The sequence below is a fragment of the Butyrivibrio sp. AE2032 genome (genome assembly GCF_000702965.1).
In genome coordinates this window covers 805,760-832,436 of sequence record NZ_JNLF01000003.1, presented here as the reverse complement: position 1 = coordinate 832,436, position 26,677 = coordinate 805,760, and the positions used below count along the sequence as shown (strand labels likewise).

Here is a 26,677-nt window from a genome sequence, read left to right as displayed (position 1 = left end):
GTTAGGTAAAAGAGATAATGATCAGATTGAAGTGATCGATGCTGATGGCAGAGAAATTTGAATGAGACTTAAATATGATAACCGGAGCAACTTCCCCCAACGAGGTTGCTCCGATTTTTGTTTCCCCAATAGGGTAAATATGGATAAGGAAACCAGAGCCTGCAGCCAGAATAACTTTATGATAGTAGAACATGTATCTTTTGGAGTGATAGAATAGATTTACCAAGCGACACTCTGCAGCAATGCTTGCAGAGATGGTTGGATAAAAAGGGAGAGTTAAAGAGAATGGAGATACTTGATTAAGATGAAGTCTGACAAACTGGCTGTGGTATTTCCCGGAATGGGCTATCACAGTGATAAACCACTTTTATATTATTCCAAGAAACTTGCAAAAGCACGTGGATACGAAGTTATTGAGATCAGCTATGATTTTCAGATAAGAGCCAAAGATATCATGAATGATAAAGAGGCTAAGAATGAGGCTTTTTTACATGCTGTAAGCGAGACAAAGAAGCAGCTTTCGTCAGTAAACTATGCAGATTATAAGAACGTTGTTTTTATCGGAAAGAGCATAGGAACTACTGTTGCAGCATATTATGACAAAGAGAACGGGATAAATGCCAGCCATATTGTGTTTACACCAGTGCCTGAAACATTTAATCATCTCAGGGATAACTGCGGGATAGTGTTCCATGGCACAGCTGATCCGTGGTGCGATACGGAACTGGCAGAGACTAAGTGTGAAGAACTTCATCTTGATCTGTACAAAGTGGACGGTGCTAATCATTCATTAGAGACTAACGATCCGATTATTGATTGCAGCAGGATGCCTGGGATTCTTGACAAGGTTAATGGGATGATTTGAATGAAAATATAAATCCTTCCTAAGAGCATAGATTGGATATTGAGGGGAGTAGCTCCAAAATTCAGGACGGAGCTTAATTCTGATGGCGAGAAGGACTATAGCGAGTTGAAGGCCCTTTTTATGAAGCTTAATTCTGAAACTCTGAGGACTGTAGCTATGGAGCAGCTTAGAGCATTAGCAAAGGCAGTCATTTAGATTGCGTAGTATAATGAATGATGTAAATAGTCTGTGAAACGTAGATGAACAGAAAGGATCTATGGGTATGAAAGAACGTATAGAGAAATACCTCAGAAAGAAAAGACGTGAGAGAGCATGGAAAATGCTAAAAGACAACATGTTTGTAGTGTTGGCAGCATTTGGTATTTTAATTGCTCTTATAGCTTTAAAGGTGCTCAAAAAGAAAGCCAAAAAGAAGGTTAAGGCAAAGATAAAGGAATCCATCAAAAATGGGATAGACAGCGCTATAAACAAGGACTACTCTGATCTCGACAGTCAGGAAGTAGGTCGGTTTATTCCTAAAGATAAGACGGCTTCTTATCTTACAGATTCCCTTACTGGAATATTAAAAGGCAGTTATGATTATGACGATGCCAGAGAGGAAGCTTTAAAAGAGAAATGATGGAATATATGAAGCCGCTGACCTTTTTTATATGAGAAAAGACCAACGGCGTTAGTTTAGGGAGGACCCTCTGGAGTGTGGGACCAGAGGGCAGTGTGTTATGAAAAAAGTGTTGTGTGGGGTTCAAGAAGTTTTGTTCTTCTTGATGGTTTTATCATACAGTTTGAACTTTAAACGAAGCTTAAAATGTTGTGAAAAAATTGTGACCTGCCCTAAATGTGAAACCCGTACGGAAAGAAATTTGGGTTAGAAAGTAGAAGTAACTTTTTCATTTAACCAAATGTGAAACGCGTGGAACGAAATGTGGAACGAGGTTTTGAGTATGAAACATTACATTATTGCGAAGTTCAAAGACAGAGATGACACAGAAAGGCTTCTTCCGGAAATAAAGGAGCTGTTTAATGAGACGCTGAAGATTCCGGGAGTGGAGTCTTTTGTGATACATAAGTCCAACAGCACCAGAGAGAACAGATACAGTATCATGATAGAGATGAATCTGTCTGAGGAAGGACTTAATAACTTCGATGCATCTGAAGTGCATAAGAAGTGGAAGGATACTTACGGAGGTAGGCTTGAGAGCAAGGCAATATTTGACTGCGATTGAACGACGGAGAGTGGGATATCTAAGGAGGTGCTTATGGCGGTTTACAGATGTATGGCGTGCGGTTACATTTTTGACGAGGAAAAAGAAGGCAGAAGCATCAGGGACATAGATCAGTGCCCGAGATGCAAGCAGCCCGATGACAGATTTGTTTTGGTAGAAGAGACTAAGGACAAGGAAGACGACAAATAGGACGTACAAGGATTTACTGGACTTCCAGATACAGCGAAAAGCCTGAAGATTCAGGGAGCGCTATCGCGAACCATATAAAAGAGCTTTATCCGGTGGCTACAGATTCTCAGATAAAGAGGCTGCTTTGTGGACACCTGCCAGCAGGCAGCATTAAAAGAGGTGATGACGAATGAGTTCAATTCTGATAAAAGACACAACTAGAGAAGAGAGAGAACGCATAATTGCTGAGTCAATCGGCAATATCAATGGCAGCTGCGATGGATGCAGTTCTGGTTTGATCGAGATGTATCAGCCGTATATAGATGGGCTTAAGGAAATCCGTGAAATCAACATGGAGTTTAGAGCCCATTACGAATCTGGCGTTGATGGCCCCCAGAAGGCTGATTGTGGATATAAGATGTAGAGGAGGAAAAAATGAAAAAATTATCATTCTTAGTAGCAGCATCTATTTGTGTCACTCTATTGGGGTGTGGAAAGGCGGAAAACCCAGAAGCTGGAGCAGTAACAGGTCTTTCTTTGGAACCCATTGAAACTGTCACGGAATCAGAATCTTTACCTGAAACTGATACCACAGAAACGCATTTTACGGAAGCCTTAAATGATGAAGGCTCATATTGGGTGAGTGGATATTTAAGAGCTTCAGATAAGGAAAGTGCAGGAGAACCGGACGAATATGGTGTCCTTCAGGCAATCATTTACGAAGCCCGCATCGAAGATGATTTCCTTACGGTAAAAGGTGTTACCAATTTTAGGAATGACAAAGCCCAGGATCCCGTAGCAACGAATGATATAGATGAAGCGTCATTCATCATTACTGATCAAACAGTATTTCAGATGGTTGGCGGCGAGGGCGGTCCTGAAGATGTGTCAAAAGAGGATTTCGCTCAATATCTGAAAGACTGTGCGGATACTGGTTTGCTTCTCGATATTCAAGTTGAGGGGGCGAAAGTTTTAGTAGCACAGATTTGTGCATAATTGGAAGTGTGTTATAGAAATGTTGAATAATAGTAGATTAAAAGAAAACCGGACAACCAGGGCGATAGTCACAAACATGTTATTGGCTGCAGTCAGCTTGTTCGTAAACGGATTTGGAGTATATCTGACAATACAGGCTAATATCGGAGCAGGACCATGGGATGTATTAAATCTTGGCCTGTCAAAAACGCTGGGAATCCTTTATGGAACAGCTTCGGTTGCTATTTCATATGCAATCCTGGGTGTGGATATTGCTTTAAAAGAGCCAATTGGAATAGCAATGTTTATTGATGCCTTTGTAGTGGGAAAAGCCGTAGACTTTTTTAACAAGATAAACGTTGTTCCCAAATGCGATTCGGTACCAAAGGGCGTTGTAGTCATGCTCATCGGGCTGGTAATCATGGCATACACCCAGTATACCTATATGAGTGCTTCTCTTGGATGTGGCCCCAGAGATACGCTGCTTGTGGCGCTTGCCAAGAGGGCGAATAAGATCCCCATAGGAGCAGTGAGCATTGCACTTTTAAGCCTTGCCACATTTATCGGTTGGCTCCTTGGAGGACCGGTAGGTATCGGCACACTGATCTGCGCCTTTGCAACAGGTCCGATAATGCAGATGGCTTTTTCATCTGTGAAGTTTGATGCGACACATGTTCATCACCAGCATTTAGCAGATTCAGTGAAGGTCTTTGCGAATAGGAAAGTCGCTTGACGGCAGTTGCGGATAAGGAGGTTCATCATGCTCTTTCAGACAATGACATCGATTTTGATAAAAAGAAATTTATGTCCCATATAACTCTTGTCAGAAGAGCCAGCGGAGCTAAGGATGTCCCGATGTTTTCTGATGAGAACACCTCTGAAAAAATGCGAGTAAATGGCATATCCCTGATGAAATCCGAGCAGGGAAAACATGGCATGGTTTATACAGAGATCGGATATGTGAGAGCTTTTTGATGTGCGGGAGATATTATTACAGCGACAAAACTGCATATGAAGTAGAGGATGACCTTCATCTTACCAGGGGAGCACTTGCTACTCGTGCAGGGGATATCACTCCTGGGATGGTGACTCCGGGGATTATCTGGGATAAGCGCACGGACGAAGATATTGCACTGTCAGAACTGTTCTGGGGCATAGTATCTAGGGATAAAAAGCTCATCATAAATGCCAGGGCTGAATCAGTGGTAGAAAAATCAATGTTTTCCGATAGTATCCGGAATAGACGATGTATTCTGCCGGCTGCGGGTTTTTACGAATGGGATCGTGACAAGACGAAGTTCATGTTTAAAAGAGCTGATGAAAAGCCTATTTATCTCGCTGGATTCTATGATCTGAGTGAGAACAGAGACTCTTTTGTGATACTGACAACTGCGGCGAATGCATCAATGAAGCCAGTCCACGATAGGATGCCCATCATGATCGATAGGGTAAATGTCAGGGATTATTTGAAGGATTCCACAGCTGCAATGGAAATGCTTCGTGAACCAATGCCGGAGCTTGATAGGAGTAGTGATTACGAACAGCTAAGCCTGTTCTGAAAAAGGTGATTGCCGGATGAGGCAGAGAGGAGATTTTTATGGCGAAGGTGTTATTACTGAACGGAAGTCCACGTGCTAATGGCTGCACAGCAACAGCACTGGACGAGATGGTAAAGGTCTTTTCCGAGGAGGGGATTGAGACTGAAGTAATTCAGGTCGGAAATAAGGATATTCGAGGATGCGTTGCATGCGGGTATTGTGGGAAGAATGGGAAGTGTGTTGTTGATGATCTTGTAAATGAGGTTGCTCCAAAGTTTGAAGAGGCTGACGGCCTTGTTGTTGGAAGCCCAGTTTATTATGCATCACCCAACGGGACCATTCTGGCATTCATGGACAGGCTCTTTTACAGTACGTCTTTTTCCAAGCACCTTAAGGTGGGGGCAGCAGTTGTCAGTGCCAGAAGAGGCGGAAATACAGCAACTTTCGATGTGCTGAACAAGTATTTTACTATCAGCGGAATGCCAGTAGCTCCAAGTACATATTGGAATCAGGTCCATGGCTTTACGGCAGAAGATGTTAAGAAGGACCTTGAAGGACTTCAGACAATGAGGAATCTGGCAAGGAACATGTCCTTCATGATCAAGGCCTTCGCTGATGCAAAAGAGAAGTACGGCGAGCCCAAGGTTGAGAGAGAATCATTTACAAGCTTTCCTGATGGGAAGTGAGGTATAGCACTATAAGGGGGATTTATGAGCAGATTAAAAGAACTGAGAAAGTACATTGATAGGAAGCTTAACAAGATGGAAGATGAAGATAAAAGGACCAGTGCTATAGCGCATCTTTACGGAGTTTCTCTTGCTGCGCAGATGATAGCGAAGAAAAGAGGTCTGGATCCGGAGCTTGCAGCAATGGCAGCAATGCTTCATGACATGCATGCCTACAAGACTGGATCATATGATGACCATGCGCATCTTGGTGCTGATTATGCCAGGAAGATCCTAACAAAGCTGGAACTCACAACACCTGAGGAAACGGATATTATCTGTTCAGCGATTTATCACCATGATGACAAGCTGACAGTAGACAGCCCCATGGATGAAGTGCTCAAGGATGCAGATGTTATCCACCATTGCGTGAACGACCTGTCAAAGCCAATCAAAGAAAAAGAGCAGGCAAGGTTCGACAGTTTAATGAAGGAATTTGGAGTGACAAAATAAGATGGACGAGAGGCTTAAGAAACAGCTTGATTTTTTAAGGGATTGTATTATAATAACGATTGCGTGCAATTAAACGTGACAAAATACAAATGGCGAGCAGGAGGTAATTGAGTTGAGAAATCAGAGTTTATTAGTAGCATTTGCTTTTTTATTTGGAATCATGGTTGGAATTCATAGAAGAGTTATTAAGTCTGTTATTACAGGTAGTCCAATGCCTGAAGCTCCTGCGAGTCATTTTTGGGTAAAGAACTGCCAAGAGAAAGGGGAGTAACAATGGAATTCAAAGACGTAGTAAAGAATCGTTATTCATGCAAAAAGTACAGCGAGAGAAGAGTGGACAGGGCAAGGCTCAATGAGATCCTTGAGGCTGGACGCATGGCACCTACAGCTAAGAATCTTCAGGAGCAGCACATCTATGTTGTTGAGTCAGAAGAGAATCTTGCTAAGATCGATAAGGCAACACCTTGTCGTTATGGCGCACCTACAGTACTGGTTGTTGCTTTTGATAAGAACAATGTATTCACATATCCAGGTGGAAAAAGAGATTCCGGTGTTGAGGATGCTTCTATCGTTGCAACCCACCTGATGCTTGCTGCAGCGAACGAAGGCGTAGACAGCTGCTGGCTGAATTTCTTTGATCCGGATGCGCTTTCCAAAGACCTTGGCCTTCCGGAAAATGAAGAGATTCTGATGCTTCTGGATCTTGGCTACGCTGCAGAAGGAGCTGGCCCACTTGATAATCACAACAGTAGAAAAGAACTGTCAGAGACAGTAAACTATATTTAACACACAGATGCCATGTTTCGGTTTCAAATTGCCGTTACCATGGCATTTTTTTATGTGCGTGAATATAGTAAAATTGAAAGTGGATGCATTGCTGTAAATGCATTTTGGGGGTGAGTATGAGGGAAGGCTGAAGAGAGAAAGGGATTTTTATGAAAAAACTAAGGATAACATTTAATTCCCCGGTAGTGTTGGGATTCATATTCATAAGCCTGGCGGTATTACTGCTGGGAATTCTCACAGCAGGCGTAAGCAATGAGCTTTTGTTCATGACCTATCATTCGTCCCTGACCAATCCCTTGACCTACGTAAGGTTCTTTACCCACGTGCTGGGTCACGGTGGATGGGCTCATTACATTGGAAACGCATCGTATATTCTTTTGCTGGGACCAATGCTGGAAGAAAAATACGGATCAAAGAGAATTCTTCAGGTAATCCTTATAACGGCAGTGGTTACGGGCGTTATGAACTACCTCCTGTTCTGGAACGTGGCTCTTTGTGGAGCCAGTGGCGTGGTCTTTGCCTTCATTCTTTTGACATCCTTCACCAGCTTCAAGAACGGCGAGATCCCCCTAACCTTCATCCTGGTTGCCATTGTCTTCATCGGGCAGCAGGTCTACGAAGGCGTATTCCTTGAGGATGACATTTCCAACATGTCTCATATCCTGGGCGGAATTGTAGGCGCTGTTGTTGGCTATAAGCTGAATAAAAAGTGATAAATGCACCGGAATATAGTAAAATTGTTAATGGAACAAAAACAGTTTCTGATCTACAGGAGAGTGTTTGATGATAGACAAGATTGAAGTTTTTACCCAGAACAGCATTAAGATGAACAGTGATGCAGGCGTCATCTACGTGGATCCTTTCAAGATAAAAGAGGCGTTCCACGACGCAGACTATGTCCTGATCACCCACAGTCATTACGACCACTTCTCCTTAGAGGATATTCGCAAGGTCATAAAAGAGTCCACCATTCTTGTGGTGCCTGAGAGCATGATCGATGACGCCAGGGAGCTTGAGCCCGAGGTAAAAGAAATTTTCTCGGTTACCCCAGGTGATTGCAAAGAGATAAATGGACTTGAGATTGAGACGATTCCTGCATATAACACTTTAAAGCCCTTCCATCCAAGACGCGCAGAGTGGGTTGGATATATTCTAAATCTTGAAGGAAAGCGCATTTACATCGCAGGAGACACAGGCGCTACCAAGGAAGCCAAGCAGGTTAAATGCGATATCGCACTTGTTCCTATCGGCGGAACTTATACAATGGATGCCAAAAGAGCTGCTGACCTTATCAACACAATAAAACCTGAATATGCAGTTCCTACCCACTATGGCAGCATTGTTGGAAAAAAGGCCGACGCCAAAACCTTTGCAGGACTTGTTAGTAGCCCCGTCAAGGTTGTGGAGAAAATTCAATATTTTGACCAATAAGGAGATACCCTATGGCTGCATTTGAAAGAGTACTGTCCGGAATACCAGAGATGGACAAAGCCCTTGATAACATCAGGCTGGGTGACAACGTGGTATTCCGGGTGTCTAACCTGTCAGAGTTCAAGCTGTTTGTGGATCCGTATATCGAGCAGGCCAAACGGGATAAAAGAAATATCATCTACTTCCGGTTTGCCAGTCATGAGCCGCTGGTTGATGACTGCCCCGAAGTAAAGACCTATCCGGTTCCGCTCACCCACCGGTTTGAGACCTTTACAATGGATATCCACAACATCATAGAGAAAGAGGGCAAGGACGCTTTCTACGTTTTTGATTGTCTGTCGGAACTTCAGATCCGATGGGCTACTGATCTTATGATGGGCAATTTTTTCAGAGTAACCTGCCCGTTTCTATTTATTCTTGATACAGTCGCATTCTTCCCGATCATACGGGGAAGACACTCTTTTCATTCTATACAAAAGATTCTTAACACTACCCAATTATTCCTGGATGTATATTCTGATTCACAAAATGTCTATGTAAGACCGGAGAAGGTCTGGAACAGAGATTCTGAGACCATGTTCCTTCCACATATCTATAAAAAAGATGACGGAACCTTCAGACCTATTTTGGACGGCGTGCGCTCAAGTCGCTTTTATCAGCTCCTTGATAATTTCCAAAGACCCGGCGAAGACCAGTACATGGATTTCTGGGATAAGTTCTTTAATACTGCAAAAGTCCAGTATGAAAGCCAGATGGACATGACCGAATCCTGCAACATGATGTGCAATATCATGATGACCAGAGATGAAAAGATGCGTCAGATGGTAAAAAAGCACTTCAAGCCCGAGGACTATTTTGCTGTCAGGAACCATATGATAGGAACGGGAATGATCGGAGGAAAAGCCTGCGGAATGCTGCTTGCCAGAGCTATCATCCGAAATATGAGTCCTGAGATAAATGAGGTTTTAGAGCCCCATGATTCTTTCTTCATGGGCTCTGACATTTACTACACCTATATTGTTGATAATGAATTCTGGGACCTTCGAATCCGCCAGAGGACAGAGGAAGAGTATTTTTCCCTGGCTGAGGAGTTCGCTGAAAAACTAAAGACCGGCTCTTTTTCCGAAGAGCTCAGGACCCAGTTCAAACATATCCTTGAATACTACGGCCAGGATCCCTTCATCGTCAGGTCCAGCAGTATCCTGGAAGACGGATTTGGCAATGCCTTTGCGGGAAAATATGAATCGGTGTTCTGCGCCAACAGAGGCACTCTCGAGGAAAGACTTGAGGAATTTGAAAATGCCATTAGGACAGTATACGCCAGCACCATGAGCCTTTCTGCCCTTGATTACAGAAAGAGAAGAGGCCTTGATAAAAGAGATGAACAGATGGCGCTGCTTATCCAGAGGGTATCAGGGTCTTACTATGGACCATACTACATGCCCTGTGCTGCAGGTGTCGGCTACTCCTACAGCCCCTATAAGTTCCTGGCAGGAATTGATCCAAAAGCCGGGATGTTAAGGCTCGTCATGGGGCTTGGTACCTCTGCTGTAGACAGGACCATGGGCTCCTACCCAAGACTTGTTAGCCTTGATATGCCTGAGGCAACTTCGTCAGTTACAGTGGCGGAAAAGCACCAGTTTTCACAGCGAGCAGTAGAAGCCATGGATGTTAACGAGCATGCACTTAAACGCCTGGACCTTAAGGAAATTGAAAGCAAGCTCCCAATGTACCTGGTGAATACACTCTTAGAGCACGACTACGAAGTTGAGGATTCCCTTAAGGAAAGAGGTATCTACCGGGATGTAAGATTTATCTCCTGCAGGGGACTTGTCAAGAAACAGGTCATCATGACGCAGATGCAACAGCTGATGCAGCTTATCCAGAAGGAATACGATCACCCGGTTGATATAGAATTTACCATGAACCTGTCTGAGAGCGGAGAGTACTCCATAAATCTTTTGCAGTGCAGACCTCTTCAGGTGTTCAAGGATACAGGAAACGTGGCAGTTCCCACTGAAGTATCAGACGAAGAAAAGATCCTGGAGACAGTTGATTCATCGATGGGCCTCTCAAGAAGTGTTCCTATTGACCTTGTAGTCTTTGTGGACCCCAAGGCTTATTACAACATGCCCTATGCGGTCAAGACCCGTATTGCCAGGACTATTGGAAAGATCAACTGGACCTTCAGAGGTCAGGACAGGCATATGATGCTCATGGTTCCTGGCCGAATTGGGACTTCATCTCCTGAACTTGGTGTACCCACAACATTTGCAGACATAAGTGACTTTGAGGTTGTGTGCGAGGTTGAGGAAAAGGAAGCAGGATATAATCCGGAGCTTTCCTATGGTAGCCATATCTTCCAGGATCTGGTTGAAGCGGATATCTTATACACTGCTGTCTTTGCCAATGAGAAGACACTGCACTTTTCACCTGAAAAACTTTGGCAGTACAAGAATATCACTTCGGATTTTATCGAAGCAGATACCGATGCTGATATTGTCAAAGTGCTCGATATGAAGGGGAATGAGTGCACTCTTTTCTATGATCTTGAAAAGAATCATTTCCTGCTAAAAAATTAGTATTGACAAAAATTCTTAATAAGAATATTCTATGTATGAGTTAGCAGTGGCTAATAAAAGTTAAACTATGCTAACTTGAATGTAGGAGGCTTTTATGACACTAAACGAAGTTGAGCTCGGTAGAGAATACACCATAGATTCTGTGGAAACCGGCGGAGATGAGGAGATGGAGAGCTTTCTCTTTTCCCTGGGATGCTACAGCGGAGAGAAGATTACCGTGGTAGACAAGAAAAGAAATCTGGTGGTCGCTATCAAAGATGCAAGATATAATATTGACCCTGAGTTAGCCGCAGCTATCAAGGTAAATATATAAAATGAAAAAAAGCAGGAGGAAAATGTTATGAGAATCGCAATGGCAGGAAATCCTAATAGCGGAAAAACTACCATGTACAATGCCCTTACCGGCAGAAGCGAAAAGATCGGAAACTGGGCAGGTGTTACTGTCGATAAGAAAGAGAGCGTTATAAAAAAGAGCTACTATGATGGGGACAAGGAGCTTATCGCTGTGGATCTTCCGGGAGCATATTCAATGTCTCCATTTACATCAGAGGAGAGTATCACCAGCGGATATGTTAAGAATGAGCACCCTGATGCCATCATTAACATTGTGGATGCAACAAACCTTAGCAGAAGCCTTTTCTTTACAACACAGCTTCTGGAACTTGGTGTGCCTGTAGTTGTTGCACTTAATAAGAATGATACCAATGATAAGAAGGGTAATGCCATTGATGAAAAGCTTCTTTCAGAAAAGCTTGGATGCCCTGTTATCAAGACTGTAGCAACATCTGCAATCGGTCTTAAAGAGGTGGTTAAAGCTGCTGCAGAACTTGAAGGAAAGGGCCAGACAGAACCTTATGTACAGGGGAATGTGGACCTTACAGATAAGGCTGCAGTAGAAGCTGCTGACAGAAAGCGATTCGAATTTGTTAATAAGATTGTAAGCGAAGTTGAGAACAGAAAGGTCCTTACAAAGGACAAGAACTTCGGCGACAAGATAGATAGTATTGTTACACATCCTGTTATTGGAATATTTGTATTTGCTGCAGTTATGTGGCTTGTGTTCTACATTTCACAGACCACAGTCGGAACATGGCTCTCAGAGCTTTTGGCAGGTTGGATCGAGTCCTTCCAGGGAATGGTTGGAGATGCAATGGCAGATGCCAATCCACTTCTCTATGCACTTTTAGTTGATGGTATTATCGGTGGTGTCGGAGCCGTTGTAGGATTCCTTCCACTGGTTATGGTTATGTATTTCCTTATCGCACTCCTTGAGGACTGCGGATATATGGCAAGAGCCACAGTAGTACTTGACCCTATTTTCAAGAGAGTAGGTCTTTCAGGAAAATCTGTTATCCCTATGATCATCGGAACTGGTTGCGGAATCCCGGCTATCATGTCCTGCCGTACCATCAGGAATGAGAGGGAAAGACGTTCAACAGCAATGCTTGCAACCTTCATGCCTTGCGGAGCTAAGCTTCCTGTAATAGCTCTTTTCGCAGGTGCCTTCTTCCCTGAATCAAGATGGGTTGGCTTTGCATCCTACTTTGTTGGAATTCTCCTTATCCTCCTTGGAGCACTTCTTATCAAAGCTATCACAGGTATGAAGTACAGAAAGAGCTTCTTTATCATTGAGCTTCCTGAGTACAAGGTACCAAGCCTTACATTTGCACTTAAGTCCATGCTTGAAAGAGGTAAGGCATATATCGTTAAGGCCGGAACTGTTATTCTTGTATGTAACACAGTAGTTCAGATCATGAGCACCTTTAACTTCAGCTTCCAGCCTGTTGAAGAGGGAATGGAGAGCACATCAATCCTTGCAGGTATCGCAGGACCATTTGCATATCTTCTTGTTCCTGTTGTTGGTATCGTAAGCTGGCAGCTGGCTGCAGCAGCTATCACAGGATTTATCGCAAAGGAAAACGTTGTTGGAACAATTGCTACAGTATTTGCAATCTCTAACCTCATTGATACAGAGGAACTTGAGCTTATCGGTGAAGGAAACGCAGTAGCAGCAGTTATGGGAATCACAAAGGTTGCAGCCCTTGCATACCTTATGTTCAACCTTTACACACCACCATGCTTTGCAGCTCTTGGAGCTATGAATTCAGAGATGAAGTCAGCTAAGTGGCTGTGGGGTGCAATCGGACTTCAGCTTGCAACAGGCTTCACAGTTGGATTCCTTGTATATCAGTTTGGAACTCTTTTCACAACCGGCGCTTTCGGAACAGGATTTGTATATGGACTTATCGCAATCGCTGTATTTGCTGGTATAATAGTATATCTGATAAAGAGAAATCAGAAAGCAATGGTTCTTGAGTACAAGCTCGACTAATAGAAAGAGATATTTTTATGGCAAACATTATTGCTGGGGCAGTGATAATACTGCTTCTTGGAACATCAATCCGTTATATTTACAAAGAAAAGAAAAAGGGCACTCATTGCATTGGGTGCCCAATGGCAGGAAATTGTCACAAGGAAGGAAATTGCCACTAAACAGTATAAAAAAGCAATTCACGACAGAAATCGACCGTTAACGCACGGTCGATTTTTTTGCAAATGGCGATGCACACTGGATTTCTTTGATATATAATTGGGGGAGAATAGCAGATTATCTTATTGAAACATCGAGGAAAGGGGACCTATGATTCTTTTTATTGATGCATGTGTAAGAACGCAGTCAAGAACAATGAGACTGGCAAAAGCTCTTTTAGCAAAGCTTGATGGTGAAGTGGAAACTCTGCGGCTGGAAGATATCTCTTTTCCTGTGACAAATGAAGCGTATCTGAAAAAGAGAGATGCCCTGATTGCCGAAGGGATCTTTGATGATGAGATGTTTGTCCTGGCCAGGCAGTTCGCCAAGGCAGATACTATTGTGATAGCTGCTCCGTACTGGGATCTGTCTTTTCCTGCGAAACTGAAACAATACATAGAAGTCATAAACGTTTTGGGAGTGACCTTCGAGTATACTCCTGAAGGCTTCCCAAAAGGTCTATGCAACGCCCAAAAGCTGTACTACGTAATGACGGCAGGCGGAAGCTACGTACCTGAGGAGTTTGGGTTCGGCTATGTCAAAGCCCTCGCCCAAAACTTTTACGGTATAGATGAAGTGGAACTCATCAAGGCTACGGGCCTTGATATTATAGGAGCCGATGTGGAAGCTATCCTCAGTTCGGCAATTTAGGCAATGAGTGGTCTTGGGGGAGTGGCACAAGCTTTTCCATCCAGACCATGTTGTACCACCTGTCAAATTTGTAGCCACATCTGCTGAATTTCCCGATGAGGGTGTAACCCATTTTTTCGTGGAAGCGGACGCTGGCAAAGGTGAGGTGTTCATCTTCAACGTCAGGGTAACCAATGCAGGCGTAGAAGTTTAAGAAGCCCTGAGATTTAAGACGGTTTTCAAGCTCAGTATAGAGCATTGATCCAAGTCCATTTCCACGGGCGTCTTTCTTTAAATAGATGCTCATCTCTACGCACCACTGGTAGGCAGCTCTTTCGTGGAAGGGACTTGCGTAGGCGTATCCCAATATCTCTTTTCCCTGTTCAACAACAAGGTATGGGAAACGCTGGAGAACCTTGCGCATACGGCCTTCAAACTCTTCCACTGAAGGAGTATCGTATTCGAAAGTAATTGCGGTCTCCCGCACATAATAGTCATAGATTTCAACAAGGGCAACTGCGTCTTCAGGCGTTGCGGTCCTTATTTTATACTCTTGTGATGGCATGGCTTTTCTCCTGTTGTTATTTATTCAGACTATGATAATACATTATTCGTTGTAAAGGAACAATTTCTGTGATAAAACAGTATACGAAATAATCATGAATGCATGAGGTGACATAACAACATGGAAAAAGCAACACAGGTTTCGACAATTAACGTAAGAGATATCTGCTATATCTCAATCTTTACAGCAATCATTGCGGTTATGGCGCAGATTTCAATTCCACTTCCTGCGGGAGTTCCACTTACATTACAGACTCTGGCAGTTCCGCTTGCTGGAATAGTTCTGGGAGCAAAGAGGGGAACAATATCAACTTTAGTATATGTACTTCTTGCTATGGTGGGAGTTCCGGTTCTGGCGAATCTCGCAGGAGGAATTGGATATGTTTTCGGAATTACCGGTGGATTTATCTTTTCATTTCCTATCATGGCGTTGGTATCCGGACTTGTGGCTGACAAGGGAGTGAAGAGCCCTGTCTACTGGCTTGGACTTTTGGCAGGCGTTATCATCAATTACCTGGTCGGCACAATATGGTTCGTATTCGCAGCAGACTCAACCTTTATGGCTGCAGTTACAGCCTGTGTCCTGCCCTTTATCCCTACCACTATCATGAAGCTTGTCCTTTCCGGAATCCTTGGCGATACCTTAAGGAAAGCCATGCGTAAAGCAAATCTTCTTTGATTAAGATAAGTCGACAAAAACAAAAAAGGCTGGCCCAGTCAAAAGGGGTCAGCCTTTTAAAGTGCAATATCAGAATTCCAGCTCCTTCTTTCCCATTATGTCATAGTGAAGTGATATAAATAATAAAGTAGATATTAATAAACAATAAAAAAAATATGCATCCGTCAGAAGCGCATTTTTGCGCATTATAAGTGGTATAATTTTTTTGGAGGAAAGGCAAAGGATGATTCCATGTTAGAGAAGATAAGGAACTATTTCTTTCCGGTGATCGATGACGAAGTCAGAGAACTGATGGATAAGAACAGCACGAGAAATATAGAGCGAATCTCTATTGTCGTGGCTATCTTTGAATCCATTACGCTGACTTTGTTTGTCGTGACCAGAAAGAGCCTTGGAAGATATGAATGGATAAGCATTTATAGTGTGCTTTTCTGCATAGCAACCTGTCTTGTGGGCTTTTTTGCCACAAGGGCACTTCTGAAAAAAACATCCATGAATCATTTACAGGTAGTGGCAGTTAATGCTATCTACTATATGCTCATGTCAATCTGGGCTGTACTGGCATCTTATCGCCGATATCAGGAAGGAGAACAGATACTGACTTTCTATGCGGTGGAGATCATGCTGGTCTGTTTTATTGTCTTTAAGCCCTGGGTTAGCGCCATAGCTACACTGTTTTCGTATGGTTTCCTGTATGCGTTTCTATATAGAATAGACGGAGCTGCAGGGATACATGTCATAAATTATTGTGTTCTGATGATAGTTTCAGTCACCGGAATGGTGATTCGTTTTCACTCCCTACTCCGGGCTTCCAGAGCTGTTGTTCAGCTTGAGAAAGCCAAAGATATGGAAATCCAGGACAAAGTAAATATCCTTCAGGCTATTGCTGATATCTATGATCAGGTTAATCTGATCGATTTCATAGAAGGAACAGAGATTTCTGTCAGAGACAAGGATCCGGTGAGGCGCAGCATCGATCTTGGTTCCCAGAATCACACCGCTTTAAGCAGGAGACTCAGAGAAAAAATAATGCCGGATCAGCTTGAAGACTTTATAGAGTACACCAACATCTCAACTGTCAGATCCAGACTTGCAGGGAAAAAGCTTCTTAGTAAAGACTTTGTTGATATGGGTGAAGGATGGTTCAGAGCCCAGTACATTCCCGTGGAAGTAGATGAAAATGGTATTCCTACACAGATTGTCTTTACCACACGAAATGTAAATGGCGAGAAGATGCGTGAGGAGCACCTTATCAGAATTGCCATGACAGACGAGCTTACCAGGTTGTTTAACCGTAGAAGCTACGAGGAAGACCTGAATAAAGAGATAGAAAAAGGGCTTGATAAGGATTTTGTCATTTTATCAGCTGACGTTAATGGGCTTAAGATGGTCAACGACACCAAGGGACATGCAGGGGGCGATGAACTGATAAAAGGTGCAGCAGAATGTCTTTTAATGGCTATTGGTGGTAAGGGGAAGGCTTACCGAACAGGTGGAGATGAGTTTGTAGCGATCCTCCACACGGACGATCCAAAGGACATATGTGAAGATGTGGAAACCCTGGCAGGAAGATGGCGCGGAAAGTATTCGGATAAGTTATCAATCTCAATAGGCTATGCTTCCTACATTGATAATCCTGACATGACGGTCCATCAGCTGGAGAAGAAGGCGGACGACGAAATGTATCAGTCAAAAGCCAGATATTATGAAACAAATGGAATCGATCGAAGAGTCCACAAAAGGTAATTATATAAAAGTCATGGTATAATTATTTATGAATAATTGCCATGGATGAATCTGGTTCGTATAAAACTATCAGAAAGACATATTTCTTAGGAGGAGGCCAGACATATGAGCGATATCAATAAATTAAATGAAAAGGAACTTAATATAATTGCCGGGGGCACAGGCGTAGAGATACCTCCAGGAACATTGGAACCCGGATATGCTACGAGGCGAGATAATAATGGAGGTCTTAGTGGCTATGCTCCTACACAAGATGACATTCTAAAATATTATGAGAAAAAAGGGCACTAAAAAAAAGAAACCTCTACAAAGATTGACGATTAATGCTATTCTTATGGTTTCAGCAAGTCTTTTGTTAATAGTTGGAAGCATAGGATTTGCACTTAACATCGCAACATCTATTCAGGGATATAAGAGAGAGACAACTCACAGTTTGGAGTTTGCTCTCTCTATTCTTGATGCCAATTTCGTGGAGTATATCTGCGACGAAGTGAGAAGCACTTATGATCAGGTGGAATCTGAAGGTCTTGACGATCCCTTTTCAAAGGAATACATGGACAGGTTCGCCTATCTTATCAATGATGATTTTTGGGTTTCAAGAGCGGTTATGGAAAAGGCTGTGGATTATGCCCAGTTAGATAGTGTTGCTATAGTAATTCCGGATGAAGAAAGACATCGTATTATCTATGTCATTGATGGCTATGATCTGGAACATGCTTATGCGCCGGGACAGTGGATTCGCACAGATATTCCAGGGCAGGATAGCCTCGAAACAATAGAGAAGATAGCTTCTTCTGATGCTTCCATGATTTTTGGATATGGTGACGTCAATGGATGGATAGCCACTAATTACGTAAAGCTCTATGATAAAGAAGGAAATTTTATCGCTTATGTAACAGGCGATATTTATATAAATGATTTTGTAAAAAGTGTTGCCAGGAACTTTATCTTTTTCCTGCTTGCACTTTTGATGCTGGTGATCCTTACAGCCGTTATCATTTCTTTTGTCACTAAAAGGAATATCATTGACCCTGTCAATTTACTGGCAGAGTCTGCCTATGAATATACCAAAAGAGATAAGACTGCAGAGGAGGTGGCTGAGACCTTCTTTGAGAACAGGTCTATGGGAGCATCCCTGGAAATGGATACTCTGGGGCGGACCCTTTCTGACATGGAGAAGGATATAAACGAGACCATGCGTAGGATCAGGGAGATGACTTCGGAGAAAGAGCATCTTTCAGCGGAGATGTCCCTAGCCACAAATATCCAGGCAGGTGTTCTTAACACTGATTTTCCTGCATTCCCTGACAGGCACGAATTTGATATCTTTGCAACCATGACTCCAGCCAAGGAGGTTGGTGGTGATCTCTATGATTTCTTTTTGATAGACGACGATCACCTGTGCATGGTAGTGGGTGATGTTGCAGGCAAAAGTGTGCCAGCAGCTCTTTTCATGATGATCACGACCATCATTATAAGAAATGTTGCGACCATGGAGAAGAGCGTTTCCCAGATCATGAAAAAAACAAATCAGCAGCTCTGTAGGAACAACCCGGAATTCTTCTTTGTTACTACCTGGCTGGGAGTATACACAATTTCTGAGCATAAGCTCACTTTTGCCAACGCAGGTCATGAGTACCCGGCAATCTACAGGCACTCCAAAGATGAGTTTGAATACTATGTCACCAAGCATGATCCGCCTCTTGCCATCGATGAGGATATGGACTTTGCGGAAGACAGCATAGGACTGTCTGGTGGCGATAAGCTCTTTATCTTTACTGATGGCGTAGTGGAGGCCACAAGAGGGGATGATGTTCTTTATGGGGCTGAGAGGCTCCTTAAATGCCTCAATCACAATGCCACCCTTCCGGGAAAAGAGCTATTGCCGGCGGTTGAAAGTGATGTGAACAGTTTCATAGAAGGCGCTTCGCAATTTGATGATCTTACTATGCTTTGTCTTGAAGTGCTAACGTAATATGGAATATAATTAATTCTGTAGCAGATTTTTTCGGGGATTCTAAGTTCTGAAATATTAGGGGTAGGAACGTATGAAAAAATGGAAAATCTGGCAGATTATACTGTTTACTGCTATGTGCGTGGGTTTGAACTTGGGAGGGAAGTTCTTGTCCGTTAAGTTGGAATGGCCTCTTTGGGCTGATTCTTTTGGCACGGCGCTTTGTGCTTACATCGCCGGGCCTTTCTGTGGCGCAGTAGTAGGTTTGACCGGTAATCTTGCCTACAGTGTTGTCAATCCGATCTCGGCTGCCTATTCTATCACCAGCATTGCCCTGGGCATTATCGTTGGTATGGCGGCTAAGAGAAAATGGTTTGATCATTTCTACGGCTTTATGATGGCCGCTTCTTTAGCTATGCTCACAGCACTGGTGGTTTCGGTGCCTGTGAATCTTACTTTTACCGATGGAAGAACAGGAAACATTTGGGGAGATGGGATAATCAATTACTTTTTGGAAAGGGAATGGCCCATCTTTATTTGCTGCGTACTGGGACAGCTGGCAATTGAATTTGCCGACAAGGTCCTTACTATTGCAGCTGTTTATGTTGTTGTGCTTTTAAGGAAAGCCGGGAAGGAAGATGCAAAAGATAAGGCAATACAAAGAGGTAGTACTGTTGGAACAGCTCTTTTCCTAATCCTGTCTCTTAGCCTTGCCTTTGAGATGCCTGTAAAAGCTCAGGATGCTGAATACGTTGATTCGGTTGATTTTAACGATTATGTTCAGAGCATATTTAGCAGTAACAACGGCCTTCCCTGTGGTGAAGCCAATGACATCGCCCAGACCAATGACGGTGTTCTGTGGATTGGAACCTATGCGGGCTTGTATCGCTATAACGGACGTGAGTTCAGGTGGATAGACAGTTATGAGACAGTAAAGAATGTAAACTGCCTCTATGTTGATGAAGAGGGACGTCTTTGGATAGGCACCAATGACAATGGCCTTGCAATTGTTATCCGTGAGCAGGTGGTCAATGTCATTGATCAGTCCGGCGGGCTTCCATCCAATTCAGTAAGAAGTATCATCCGTGCAACTGACGGATATTATTATATTGGAACTTCAGGCAGTCTTCAGGTTCTTGCCATGAACAATGGTCTTAAGATTGCTAACACTCTTGAAGAGATCAATTATGCGGATAGTATAGCGGCAGATGATGATGGTCATGTGGCAACCGTTACTTCGAGTGGGGAACTGTTCCTGCTGAAGAGAGGAGAGGTCCTTGACAGTTTTCAGCTTCCTGATGGAGAGGATGTTTACAACTGCTGCTCTTTTGCTCCGGATGGAACTCTGATGGTGGGAACATCAACGAATCGTATCTATAGCTTCAATGTTTCTGAGGACAGGCTGGCTCGAAAGACTGTCAGGGTATGCGAGTATGTAAATCATATCAATGAGCTTTATTATATTAACGATGACACTCTGTTCATCTGCGCTGACGACGGTGTTTCTTATCTTGATACCGCAGGATCTCATCGCCTCAACACAAACGATTTCAATAACTCCATCGATAATATGATTTACGACTATCAGGGCAACCTTTGGTTTACATCCTCAAGGCTTGGCCTTTTAAGACTGGCAAAATCACCCTTCAGAGATGTTTACGGTGCTGTTGGTCTGGAGCGAAAAGTTGTCAACGCTATTGTTTCCTGGCAGCGCTGCTATTACATTGGAACCGACAAAGGCCTCGATGTTGTGGATAAATCAGGCCACACCCAGATCACCAATGATCTTACCGAGGAGCTTGACGGAAAAAGAATTCGTTGCATGTATGTAGATGAAAAGAATCATCTGTGGGTATGTACCTATGGCAGCGGCCTTATAGAGTATTCTCCTAATGGGGAGAAGTGGTCTTACAATGCGGATAATGGAAGCTTCGGAAACAGGGCCAGAATTGTTACAGGTCTTTCCGATGGAACCATATTGGCAGCAGGTGATACAGGTATCAGTTATATCAAGGATCATGAGATAGTGAATACCATAAGCAATGAGGATGGCCTTATCAATTCAATGATCCTGACCCTGACAGAAAGAGCAGATGGCACAATCCTGGCAGGTACCGATGGTGACGGAATCGCAGTTCTGAAGAATGGAAAAGTTGACCGTATGCTTACCAGAGATGATGGACTTAGCAGCGGTGTTATCCTAAGGACTGTTAAGGATCCAAAAACTGAGGGAGTGTTTATAGTTACCAGTAACAGCCTTTGCTACCTTGATCCTGAAGGGACTATAAGAGTTCTGGATAAATTCCCTTACTTTAACAACTATGATATCTGGGTTAAGGATGAGGACACACTTTTTGTCATGTCCAGTGCAGGAATCTATGTGGTGGAACGTGATGAGCTGGTGGAAGGAGGAGAGATCGCCTGGGAGCTTCTGGATGCGAGAAGGGGACTGGGAACATCTCTTACAGCCAACTCCTGGAACTACTACAACGGAAACGGTGAGCTTTTCCTTCCTTGCGACACAGGTGTTTATATCATTGACGTAGAAAAGTACAACACGGATGCCCGTTCTTACAGAATGCAGCTGGCATCTGTTCGCCTGGATGGTGTGCTTCAGCCTATGGCCCGAATGGGAGCAATTACAGTGGGACAGGGAGTAAGCCGTGTGGAACTGTCACCGGAGATCCTTAACTACACTATTCAGGAACCAAACGTTGGATATCTTCTTGAGGGATATGATAACCAATGGACGATAGTTCCTCAGAACAGCCTTAACAATATCATTTACGTTAACATTCCTTCCGGAGAGTACACCTTCCGTCTGGCAATTTTTGACAGCGCAGGAGAAAAAGTTCTGGAGGAAAGAAGCTTTGAGTTGGTTAAGGAAGGCGAATTCTATGAGCAGCCAGGCTTCACAGCATATATGCTTATTATCCTGTCACTGTTCATCATATGGTTCACCTGGATGATTGTTCAGAGACAGATTAACCAGCAGCAGATCAAGATCAACATGGCCAATGAGACAGTAATGGCTATTGCGAACGCAGTCGATGCTAAGGATGTAAGAACTAACCAGCATTCAACCAGGGTTGCTGAATACTCAGTGCTGATCGCTCAGGAAATGGGCTGCTACAAATGGTGGCAAAGAGACAAGTTCCTGTCCAATCTTCGCAAGGCTGCCCAGATGCATGATATCGGAAAGATCGCTATTCCTGATGGCGTACTTAATAAAGTTGGAAGACTCACTGATGACGAATACGCCAAGATGAAGTCCCATGTTGTGAGCGGAGCTGATATCCTGAAGGACTTCACGCTTGTTGAACACGTAGAGGAAGGTACCAAATACCACCATGAAAGGTATGACGGAAAGGGTTATCCGGAGGGCCTTAAGGGGGAGGAGATACCTCTTTATGCTAGGATCATTGGTGTTGCAGATGCCTTTGATGCCATGACTTCCAACCGTGTATACAGAAACCACATGGATACAGACTATGTAATGAATGAGATGAAACGTGGCCGTGGAACACAGTTTGATCCGAATGTTCTGGATGCTTTCATCAGACTTGTTGATAAAGGTGTAATAAATCTGGATGCGCTTTATGCCCAGAGGCGAAGCGAAATCCAGCAGGCAGATCACGATGCACAGGAGGAACTGTCAAGGAGAGTAGAGGAAGACAAGAAGATCCAGGAAGCTGAAATGAAGGATCAGGATAATAATGATCCGGAGGATGAGAAAGGAGCTGACCTATGAAGAGAGAAAAAATCATAACTTCTCTGACGTGTCTGGTGCTTCTTATTATCTTCGTTGGTTGCTACCGGATCATAAATCCATCGGTTGCCAAAAGCTCCCTGAAGATTGGTTTTGTCTACGACAATGACGAGAGCACACCTTATACCTATAATTTTTCACTTGCAAAGGATGCGGTGGAAAAGAAATATGGAGAGCAGGTAACTATACTGACCTGTAGTAATGTTCTTGATGATGAGATGGAAGAACCTTTAAGGGAACTGGCGGATGAAGGCTGCGACATTATCTTTTTTAACGGTTACAGTGAACTGGTAAAAGAGCTGGCTCCTGAATATCCAAAGATTCAGTTCTGCCAGACTTCCTATATGGACATGAACGGAGTGAGTGTCCCGGATAATTACCACACCTTCAAGGGCGAGGCTTATCAGGGCCGCTATGTCAGTGGAATAGCTGCAGGAAAGAAGATTGCCCAGATGATCTCAGATGGTGTTATTACTGAAGATAATGCACTGGTCGGGTTTGTTGCAGCATTTCCCACATCGGAGGTTATTTCCGGATATACTGCATTTATTCTGGGAGTACGCAGCGTAGTTTCAACAGCCAGGATGGAGGTCAGCTACACCAACACCTGGAGCAGCTATGCTCACGAAAAGAGTGCAGCAAAGAAACTTATTGAGGACGGATGCGTTGTGATCTCTCAGCATACCGATACCATTGGCCCGGCTATCGCCTGTGAAGAGGCATCAGAGACCGGTCAGGTTTACTTTGTGGGCTACAACCAGAGTATGTCAGAGGTTGCACCGGGAACATCACTGGTAACCTCAAGGATATGCTGGGAACCATATATTCTATCAGCTGTTGAGGCGGGGATGGCAGATAAGAAGATAGAAACTGTCGTACAGGGACGTATCCACGGAAATGACGTTTCAGCAGGTTTTGAAAAAGGCTGGGTTGAAATGGTGGATCTCAACCAGCAGATAGCAGCTCCGGGAACCCAGGAAGCCATGGATAGTGCCATAAATCGTTTTAAGCGTGGAAATGGCGACTTTGTATTCGAGGGAGATTATATCGGAGTGAACCCAGACAATCCGTCGGATACCTGGGATCTTAATAAGCCCTATATTGAGAATGAAAATACATCATATCCTTTGTTTAATTACATTCTTTCTGATATTATATCTATCGTGGAATAAGAAAGGATAGATTAAACAGATATGAATGTAATTATTGCTAACATCATTGATTTTATTGCAGCCATGGTCCAGGTGGGCTCAGGAGCCATTAAGAAAAAGAGCCGCATCCTGATCGTACAGATAGTCCAGATCCTTATGCAGGCTGTAAGCATGCTGCTACTTGGAGGAGTGACAGGCGCAGTAAACAATGTGCTTTCATGCTTCAGAAATTATCTTTGCTACAAAGAAAAGCTGAACACAGCATGGAAGGTCATACTTATCATAGCTTCAGTGGGGATGACAGTTCTATTAAATGAACAGGGATTTCTTGGTATCATTCCTGCAGTAGTGTGTGTGGTATACATCATCTTTATGGACGTTAAGGATCCCATTAAGTTTAAGCTTCTGGTGACACTTTCTTTTGTGCCCTGGATGTTCTACCACTTTATTCTGGGATCCTATACCGGAGCATTATTCGATGCGGCAACTGTTGTTACCAATGGAGTAACTCTTTTCAAGATGATAAAAGACAAGTCCAATCAATAAATGATAACTTTGTACATCAAAGTGTAAGAAGAAATGCTTCTTTCCAGGTGATATAATAATAGAGTGGTTTTTTCTGCAACTATTATGAAAGCTGGAAAGGAGCATTTTTTATGGCAATTGATCTTGGCAAGATGTCGAAGCTTGGCTTCGGCCTAATGAGGCTTCCGGAGAATGACGGTGTAATTGATCATGAGCAGGTTTGCAGAATGGTTGATAAGTACCTGGAGGCAGGTCTTAATTACTTTGACACAGCGTATGTTTATCACGGTGGAAAGTCAGAAGTAGAGGCTAGAGAGGCCCTTGTAAAGCGCCATCCAAGAGACAGCTTCATGCTGGCTACAAAGCTTCCTGCATGGGAGATTAAAAAGGCTGAAGATGTGGACAGGATTTTTAATGAACAGTGTGAGAGAGCTGGAGTTGATTATTTTGACTTCTATCTGCTCCACTCCATTGAGGATGGTAACAATTATGATACCTATGAGAAGTATGACTGCTTCAAGTGGGGAGTACAGAAGAGAGAAGAAGGAAAGATAAAGCACTTCGGATTTTCTTTCCATGGAAGTCCTGAGCTCTTGGAACAGATTCTTGATAAGCATCCTGAGGTTGAGTTTGTGCAGATCCAGCTGAACTATCTGGACAGAACAAACCCTGTAGTAAGATCCCAGAGGCTTTATGACATCCTTCACGAGAGAAATATTCCTATTATAGTTATGGAGCCTGTTCGTGGTGGAATGCTGGCTGGCATGGTTCCTGAAATAGAAGAGAAGTTTAAAAAGAGACAGCCTGACAAGTCCATTGCTTCCTGGGCCCTCCGATTTGTTGGTTCCCTTCCGGGAGTGATGACAATCCTTTCAGGAATGTCCAACGAAGAACAGATGGAGGATAACCTTAAGACCTTTACTAACTTCGAACCCCTTGCGGAAGATGAGCTTGCAATTGTAAATGAAGTTACTGAGGCAATCCTGGCTATCCCTCAGATCGGATGTACAGCATGCAAATACTGCTGCGACGGATGTCCACAGCAGATCAGCATCCCTGATGTATTCAGAACTATAAATACTTTGAGGAGATGTCCTGACGATTGGAGATCCAAGAACTTCTACTCAGGACTTATCCAGAGAAGCGGAAAGGCTTCAGACTGTATCGCCTGTGGACAGTGCGAAAGCGTTTGTCCTCAGCACCTTCCTATCATAGAGCTTATGAGGGAGGCAGCAGATATTCTCGATAAATAGGTTTTTCCTTCTGCTAACTATATTCCAATGGCCCCATACCCATATACTGTGTAAGCAGTATGGGTATGGTAAAGCGGCCAACAACTTCTATGAGTCCGTTAAACAGCGCAAAGAACGCATCGCCGATTGATGTGGTTTGCGGCATTTAGCGGATCTTATATGATACGAGGAATTCCTCCTGTGGAGCGAGCTTGTTGCCGTATTCTCTTTCGCTTATATCGTCAGTAAATCCTACCTTGTCACATCTTCCGTACCAGGGCTCGATGCAAACAAAGGGAGCTTTCTTGCCGGCTGGAGACCACACTCCGAAAAGTGGAGAATCGAAGCTTACGGTAAGCAGCTCTTTTCCTGATGGATCAAGAACTGCAACTGCATCAGCCTGATCGTTCTCTATTATCAGGGCGTCCTCGTCGAAGAGCTCATAGGAGAGTGGGAGCTTTCCTGCATCAAGAGACAGCTCTTTTGTCCTGTCTGAAAGACAACCGCTGCCATCGCCTTCGATGATATTTGCCTTCAGTGCGCTGTTTAGGGGTTGGCCCTTTTTTGTGAACAGGAGCTGATCCTTTGTCAGGTCGCAGTTAAAGGCCGGGTGTCCGCCTATTGAGAAGAAAATGTCTTTATCTGAAGGATTCTTAACCTTCCAAAGTACCTCTACGCCGTCCTTTGAGAGCTTATATCCAAGCTGAAGGATGAAAGCAAAGGGGTATTTTTTCAAAGTCTCGCTATTATCCCTAAGTTCAAACCAAAGCTCATCCTCTGTCTGGGAATCAGATGATTGGTGGTCGGCGCTGTCTGGTGCCTGTTCCAGCTTCACAAAGTCCATGTCCCTGGCAAAACCATGCTGTGACATCTCGAAAGTCTTTCCGCCCCAGCGGGATTTCTTTTCCCAATAATTGCCTACAAGGGGGAAGAGGACCGGTGACGTTCTGCCCCAAAATGCAGGATCCGCCTGCCACATAAGCTCTTTCCCATTCTTTTTAAGTGAGCGGATCTCGGCGCCGTGGTCGGAGACTGTCAGAGTGTAGGTTTCGTTTGATATGGTGTATTCTTTCATGTTGACCTCGCTGAATTTGGGTTATTTGATGTTCTTAGTATATTATAATATAACAATATGGGGGAGATGTGGTATA

General features: G+C 43.6%; 29 protein-coding genes. 27 read left to right on the top strand and 2 right to left on the bottom strand.

The window, feature by feature from the left end:
* Positions 1-304: 304 nt before the first annotated feature.
* From BO18_RS05505 to BO18_RS05425, 19 genes are all read left to right on the top strand, one after another.
* Complete coding sequence (locus tag BO18_RS05505) at positions 305-865, top strand: alpha/beta hydrolase (RefSeq protein ID WP_034444334.1); 561 nt, start codon at positions 305-307, stop codon at positions 863-865.
* A gap of 256 nt (positions 866-1,121) precedes the next feature.
* A complete protein-coding gene (locus BO18_RS34730; RefSeq protein WP_051688518.1) occupies positions 1,122-1,484 on the top strand; it encodes a hypothetical protein in 363 nt (120 codons plus the stop codon).
* A 322-nt stretch (positions 1,485-1,806) separates the two neighbouring features.
* A complete protein-coding gene (locus BO18_RS05495) occupies positions 1,807-2,088 on the top strand; it encodes a Dabb family protein (protein ID WP_034444331.1) in 282 nt (93 codons plus the stop codon).
* Between the two features lie 33 nt (positions 2,089-2,121).
* Positions 2,122-2,277, top strand: coding sequence for a hypothetical protein (locus BO18_RS34725; protein ID WP_185752347.1), 156 nt, complete (start codon positions 2,122-2,124; stop codon positions 2,275-2,277).
* A 169-nt stretch (positions 2,278-2,446) separates the two neighbouring features.
* Complete coding sequence (locus BO18_RS05490; protein WP_034444329.1) at positions 2,447-2,680, top strand: hypothetical protein; 234 nt, start codon at positions 2,447-2,449, stop codon at positions 2,678-2,680.
* Positions 2,681-2,691: 11 nt separating this feature from the next.
* Positions 2,692-3,252 carry a hypothetical protein gene (locus BO18_RS05485; protein ID WP_034444327.1) on the top strand — a complete coding sequence of 187 codons (561 nt, stop codon included), beginning with the start codon at positions 2,692-2,694 and terminating at the stop codon, positions 3,250-3,252.
* A 19-nt stretch (positions 3,253-3,271) separates the two neighbouring features.
* Positions 3,272-3,964, top strand: a complete 693-nt coding sequence (locus tag BO18_RS05480) for a YczE/YyaS/YitT family protein (RefSeq protein ID WP_034444325.1) — start codon at positions 3,272-3,274, stop codon at positions 3,962-3,964.
* Positions 3,961-4,206, top strand: a complete 246-nt coding sequence (locus tag BO18_RS05475; protein ID WP_051688517.1) for a 2'-5' RNA ligase family protein — start codon at positions 3,961-3,963, stop codon at positions 4,204-4,206. Before BO18_RS05480 ends, BO18_RS05475 begins: the two co-directional genes overlap by 4 nt.
* Positions 4,206-4,790, top strand: a complete 585-nt coding sequence (locus BO18_RS05470) for an SOS response-associated peptidase (RefSeq protein ID WP_034444323.1) — start codon at positions 4,206-4,208, stop codon at positions 4,788-4,790. Before BO18_RS05475 ends, BO18_RS05470 begins: the two co-directional genes overlap by 1 nt.
* 38 nt (positions 4,791-4,828) lie before the next feature.
* Positions 4,829-5,455 (top strand): flavodoxin family protein, encoded by a 627-nt coding sequence (locus BO18_RS05465; protein WP_034444322.1) that lies wholly within the window; start codon positions 4,829-4,831, stop codon positions 5,453-5,455.
* Between the two features lie 24 nt (positions 5,456-5,479).
* Entirely contained in the window at positions 5,480-5,947 is a 468-nt protein-coding gene (locus BO18_RS05460) for an HD domain-containing protein (RefSeq protein WP_051688516.1), read from the top strand.
* Between the two features lie 273 nt (positions 5,948-6,220).
* Positions 6,221-6,733, top strand: a complete 513-nt coding sequence (locus tag BO18_RS05455) for a nitroreductase family protein (RefSeq protein ID WP_034444320.1) — start codon at positions 6,221-6,223, stop codon at positions 6,731-6,733.
* Between the two features lie 149 nt (positions 6,734-6,882).
* Entirely contained in the window at positions 6,883-7,446 is a 564-nt protein-coding gene (locus BO18_RS05450) for a rhomboid family intramembrane serine protease (RefSeq protein ID WP_034444318.1), read from the top strand.
* A 70-nt stretch (positions 7,447-7,516) separates the two neighbouring features.
* Positions 7,517-8,164 (top strand): MBL fold metallo-hydrolase, encoded by a 648-nt coding sequence (locus tag BO18_RS05445; RefSeq protein ID WP_034444316.1) that lies wholly within the window; start codon positions 7,517-7,519, stop codon positions 8,162-8,164.
* A gap of 11 nt (positions 8,165-8,175) precedes the next feature.
* The gene (locus BO18_RS05440; protein WP_034444313.1) at positions 8,176-10,746 is read left to right on the top strand and encodes a PEP/pyruvate-binding domain-containing protein; all 2,571 of its coding nucleotides are present in this window, start codon (positions 8,176-8,178) and stop codon (positions 10,744-10,746) included.
* 94 nt (positions 10,747-10,840) lie between these two features.
* Positions 10,841-11,059 carry a FeoA family protein gene (locus BO18_RS05435; protein ID WP_034444310.1) on the top strand — a complete coding sequence of 73 codons (219 nt, stop codon included), beginning with the start codon at positions 10,841-10,843 and terminating at the stop codon, positions 11,057-11,059.
* A gap of 27 nt (positions 11,060-11,086) precedes the next feature.
* Entirely contained in the window at positions 11,087-13,078 is a 1,992-nt protein-coding gene (gene feoB, locus BO18_RS05430) for a ferrous iron transport protein B (protein ID WP_034444296.1), read from the top strand.
* Positions 13,079-13,095: 17 nt separating this feature from the next.
* On the top strand, positions 13,096-13,239 hold the full coding sequence (locus BO18_RS34220; RefSeq protein ID WP_081860925.1) for a FeoB-associated Cys-rich membrane protein: 144 nt from the start codon (positions 13,096-13,098) through the stop codon (positions 13,237-13,239).
* 148 nt (positions 13,240-13,387) lie between these two features.
* Entirely contained in the window at positions 13,388-13,927 is a 540-nt protein-coding gene (locus tag BO18_RS05425; protein WP_034444294.1) for an NAD(P)H-dependent oxidoreductase, read from the top strand.
* On the opposite strand, the gene BO18_RS05420 is transcribed toward BO18_RS05425, so the two are convergent.
* A complete protein-coding gene (locus BO18_RS05420) occupies positions 13,911-14,471 on the bottom strand; it encodes a GNAT family N-acetyltransferase (protein WP_034444293.1) in 561 nt (186 codons plus the stop codon). The two genes, BO18_RS05425 and BO18_RS05420, sit on opposite strands and share 17 nt — an antisense overlap.
* Positions 14,472-14,591: 120 nt before the next feature.
* On the opposite strand from BO18_RS05420, the gene BO18_RS05415 reads away from it, so the two are divergent.
* The 8 genes from BO18_RS05415 to BO18_RS05380 all read left to right on the top strand — a co-directional run bounded on the left by BO18_RS05415 (position 14,592) and on the right by BO18_RS05380 (position 25,547).
* Positions 14,592-15,149, top strand: a complete 558-nt coding sequence (locus BO18_RS05415) for a biotin transporter BioY (protein WP_034444292.1) — start codon at positions 14,592-14,594, stop codon at positions 15,147-15,149.
* A gap of 231 nt (positions 15,150-15,380) precedes the next feature.
* Entirely contained in the window at positions 15,381-16,895 is a 1,515-nt protein-coding gene (locus BO18_RS32455; RefSeq protein WP_051688515.1) for a sensor domain-containing diguanylate cyclase, read from the top strand.
* 105 nt (positions 16,896-17,000) lie between these two features.
* On the top strand, positions 17,001-17,186 hold the full coding sequence (locus tag BO18_RS05405; RefSeq protein ID WP_034444289.1) for a hypothetical protein: 186 nt from the start codon (positions 17,001-17,003) through the stop codon (positions 17,184-17,186).
* Between the two features lie 43 nt (positions 17,187-17,229).
* A complete protein-coding gene (locus BO18_RS32450; protein ID WP_051688514.1) occupies positions 17,230-18,870 on the top strand; it encodes a PP2C family protein-serine/threonine phosphatase in 1,641 nt (546 codons plus the stop codon).
* A gap of 148 nt (positions 18,871-19,018) precedes the next feature.
* On the top strand, positions 19,019-22,600 hold the full coding sequence (locus tag BO18_RS05395; protein ID WP_051688513.1) for an HD domain-containing phosphohydrolase: 3,582 nt from the start codon (positions 19,019-19,021) through the stop codon (positions 22,598-22,600).
* Positions 22,597-23,790, top strand: coding sequence for a BMP family ABC transporter substrate-binding protein (locus BO18_RS05390; protein WP_051688512.1), 1,194 nt, complete (start codon positions 22,597-22,599; stop codon positions 23,788-23,790). Before BO18_RS05395 ends, BO18_RS05390 begins: the two co-directional genes overlap by 4 nt.
* Before the next feature lie 21 nt (positions 23,791-23,811).
* On the top strand, positions 23,812-24,315 hold the full coding sequence (locus BO18_RS05385; RefSeq protein WP_034444288.1) for a YgjV family protein: 504 nt from the start codon (positions 23,812-23,814) through the stop codon (positions 24,313-24,315).
* Between the two features lie 110 nt (positions 24,316-24,425).
* On the top strand, positions 24,426-25,547 hold the full coding sequence (locus BO18_RS05380) for an aldo/keto reductase (RefSeq protein ID WP_081860922.1): 1,122 nt from the start codon (positions 24,426-24,428) through the stop codon (positions 25,545-25,547).
* A 145-nt stretch (positions 25,548-25,692) separates the two neighbouring features.
* On the opposite strand, the gene BO18_RS05375 is transcribed toward BO18_RS05380, so the two are convergent.
* Positions 25,693-26,601 carry an aldose 1-epimerase family protein gene (locus BO18_RS05375; RefSeq protein ID WP_034444285.1) on the bottom strand — a complete coding sequence of 303 codons (909 nt, stop codon included), beginning with the start codon at positions 26,599-26,601 and terminating at the stop codon, positions 25,693-25,695.
* Between the last annotated feature and the right edge of the window lie 76 nt (positions 26,602-26,677).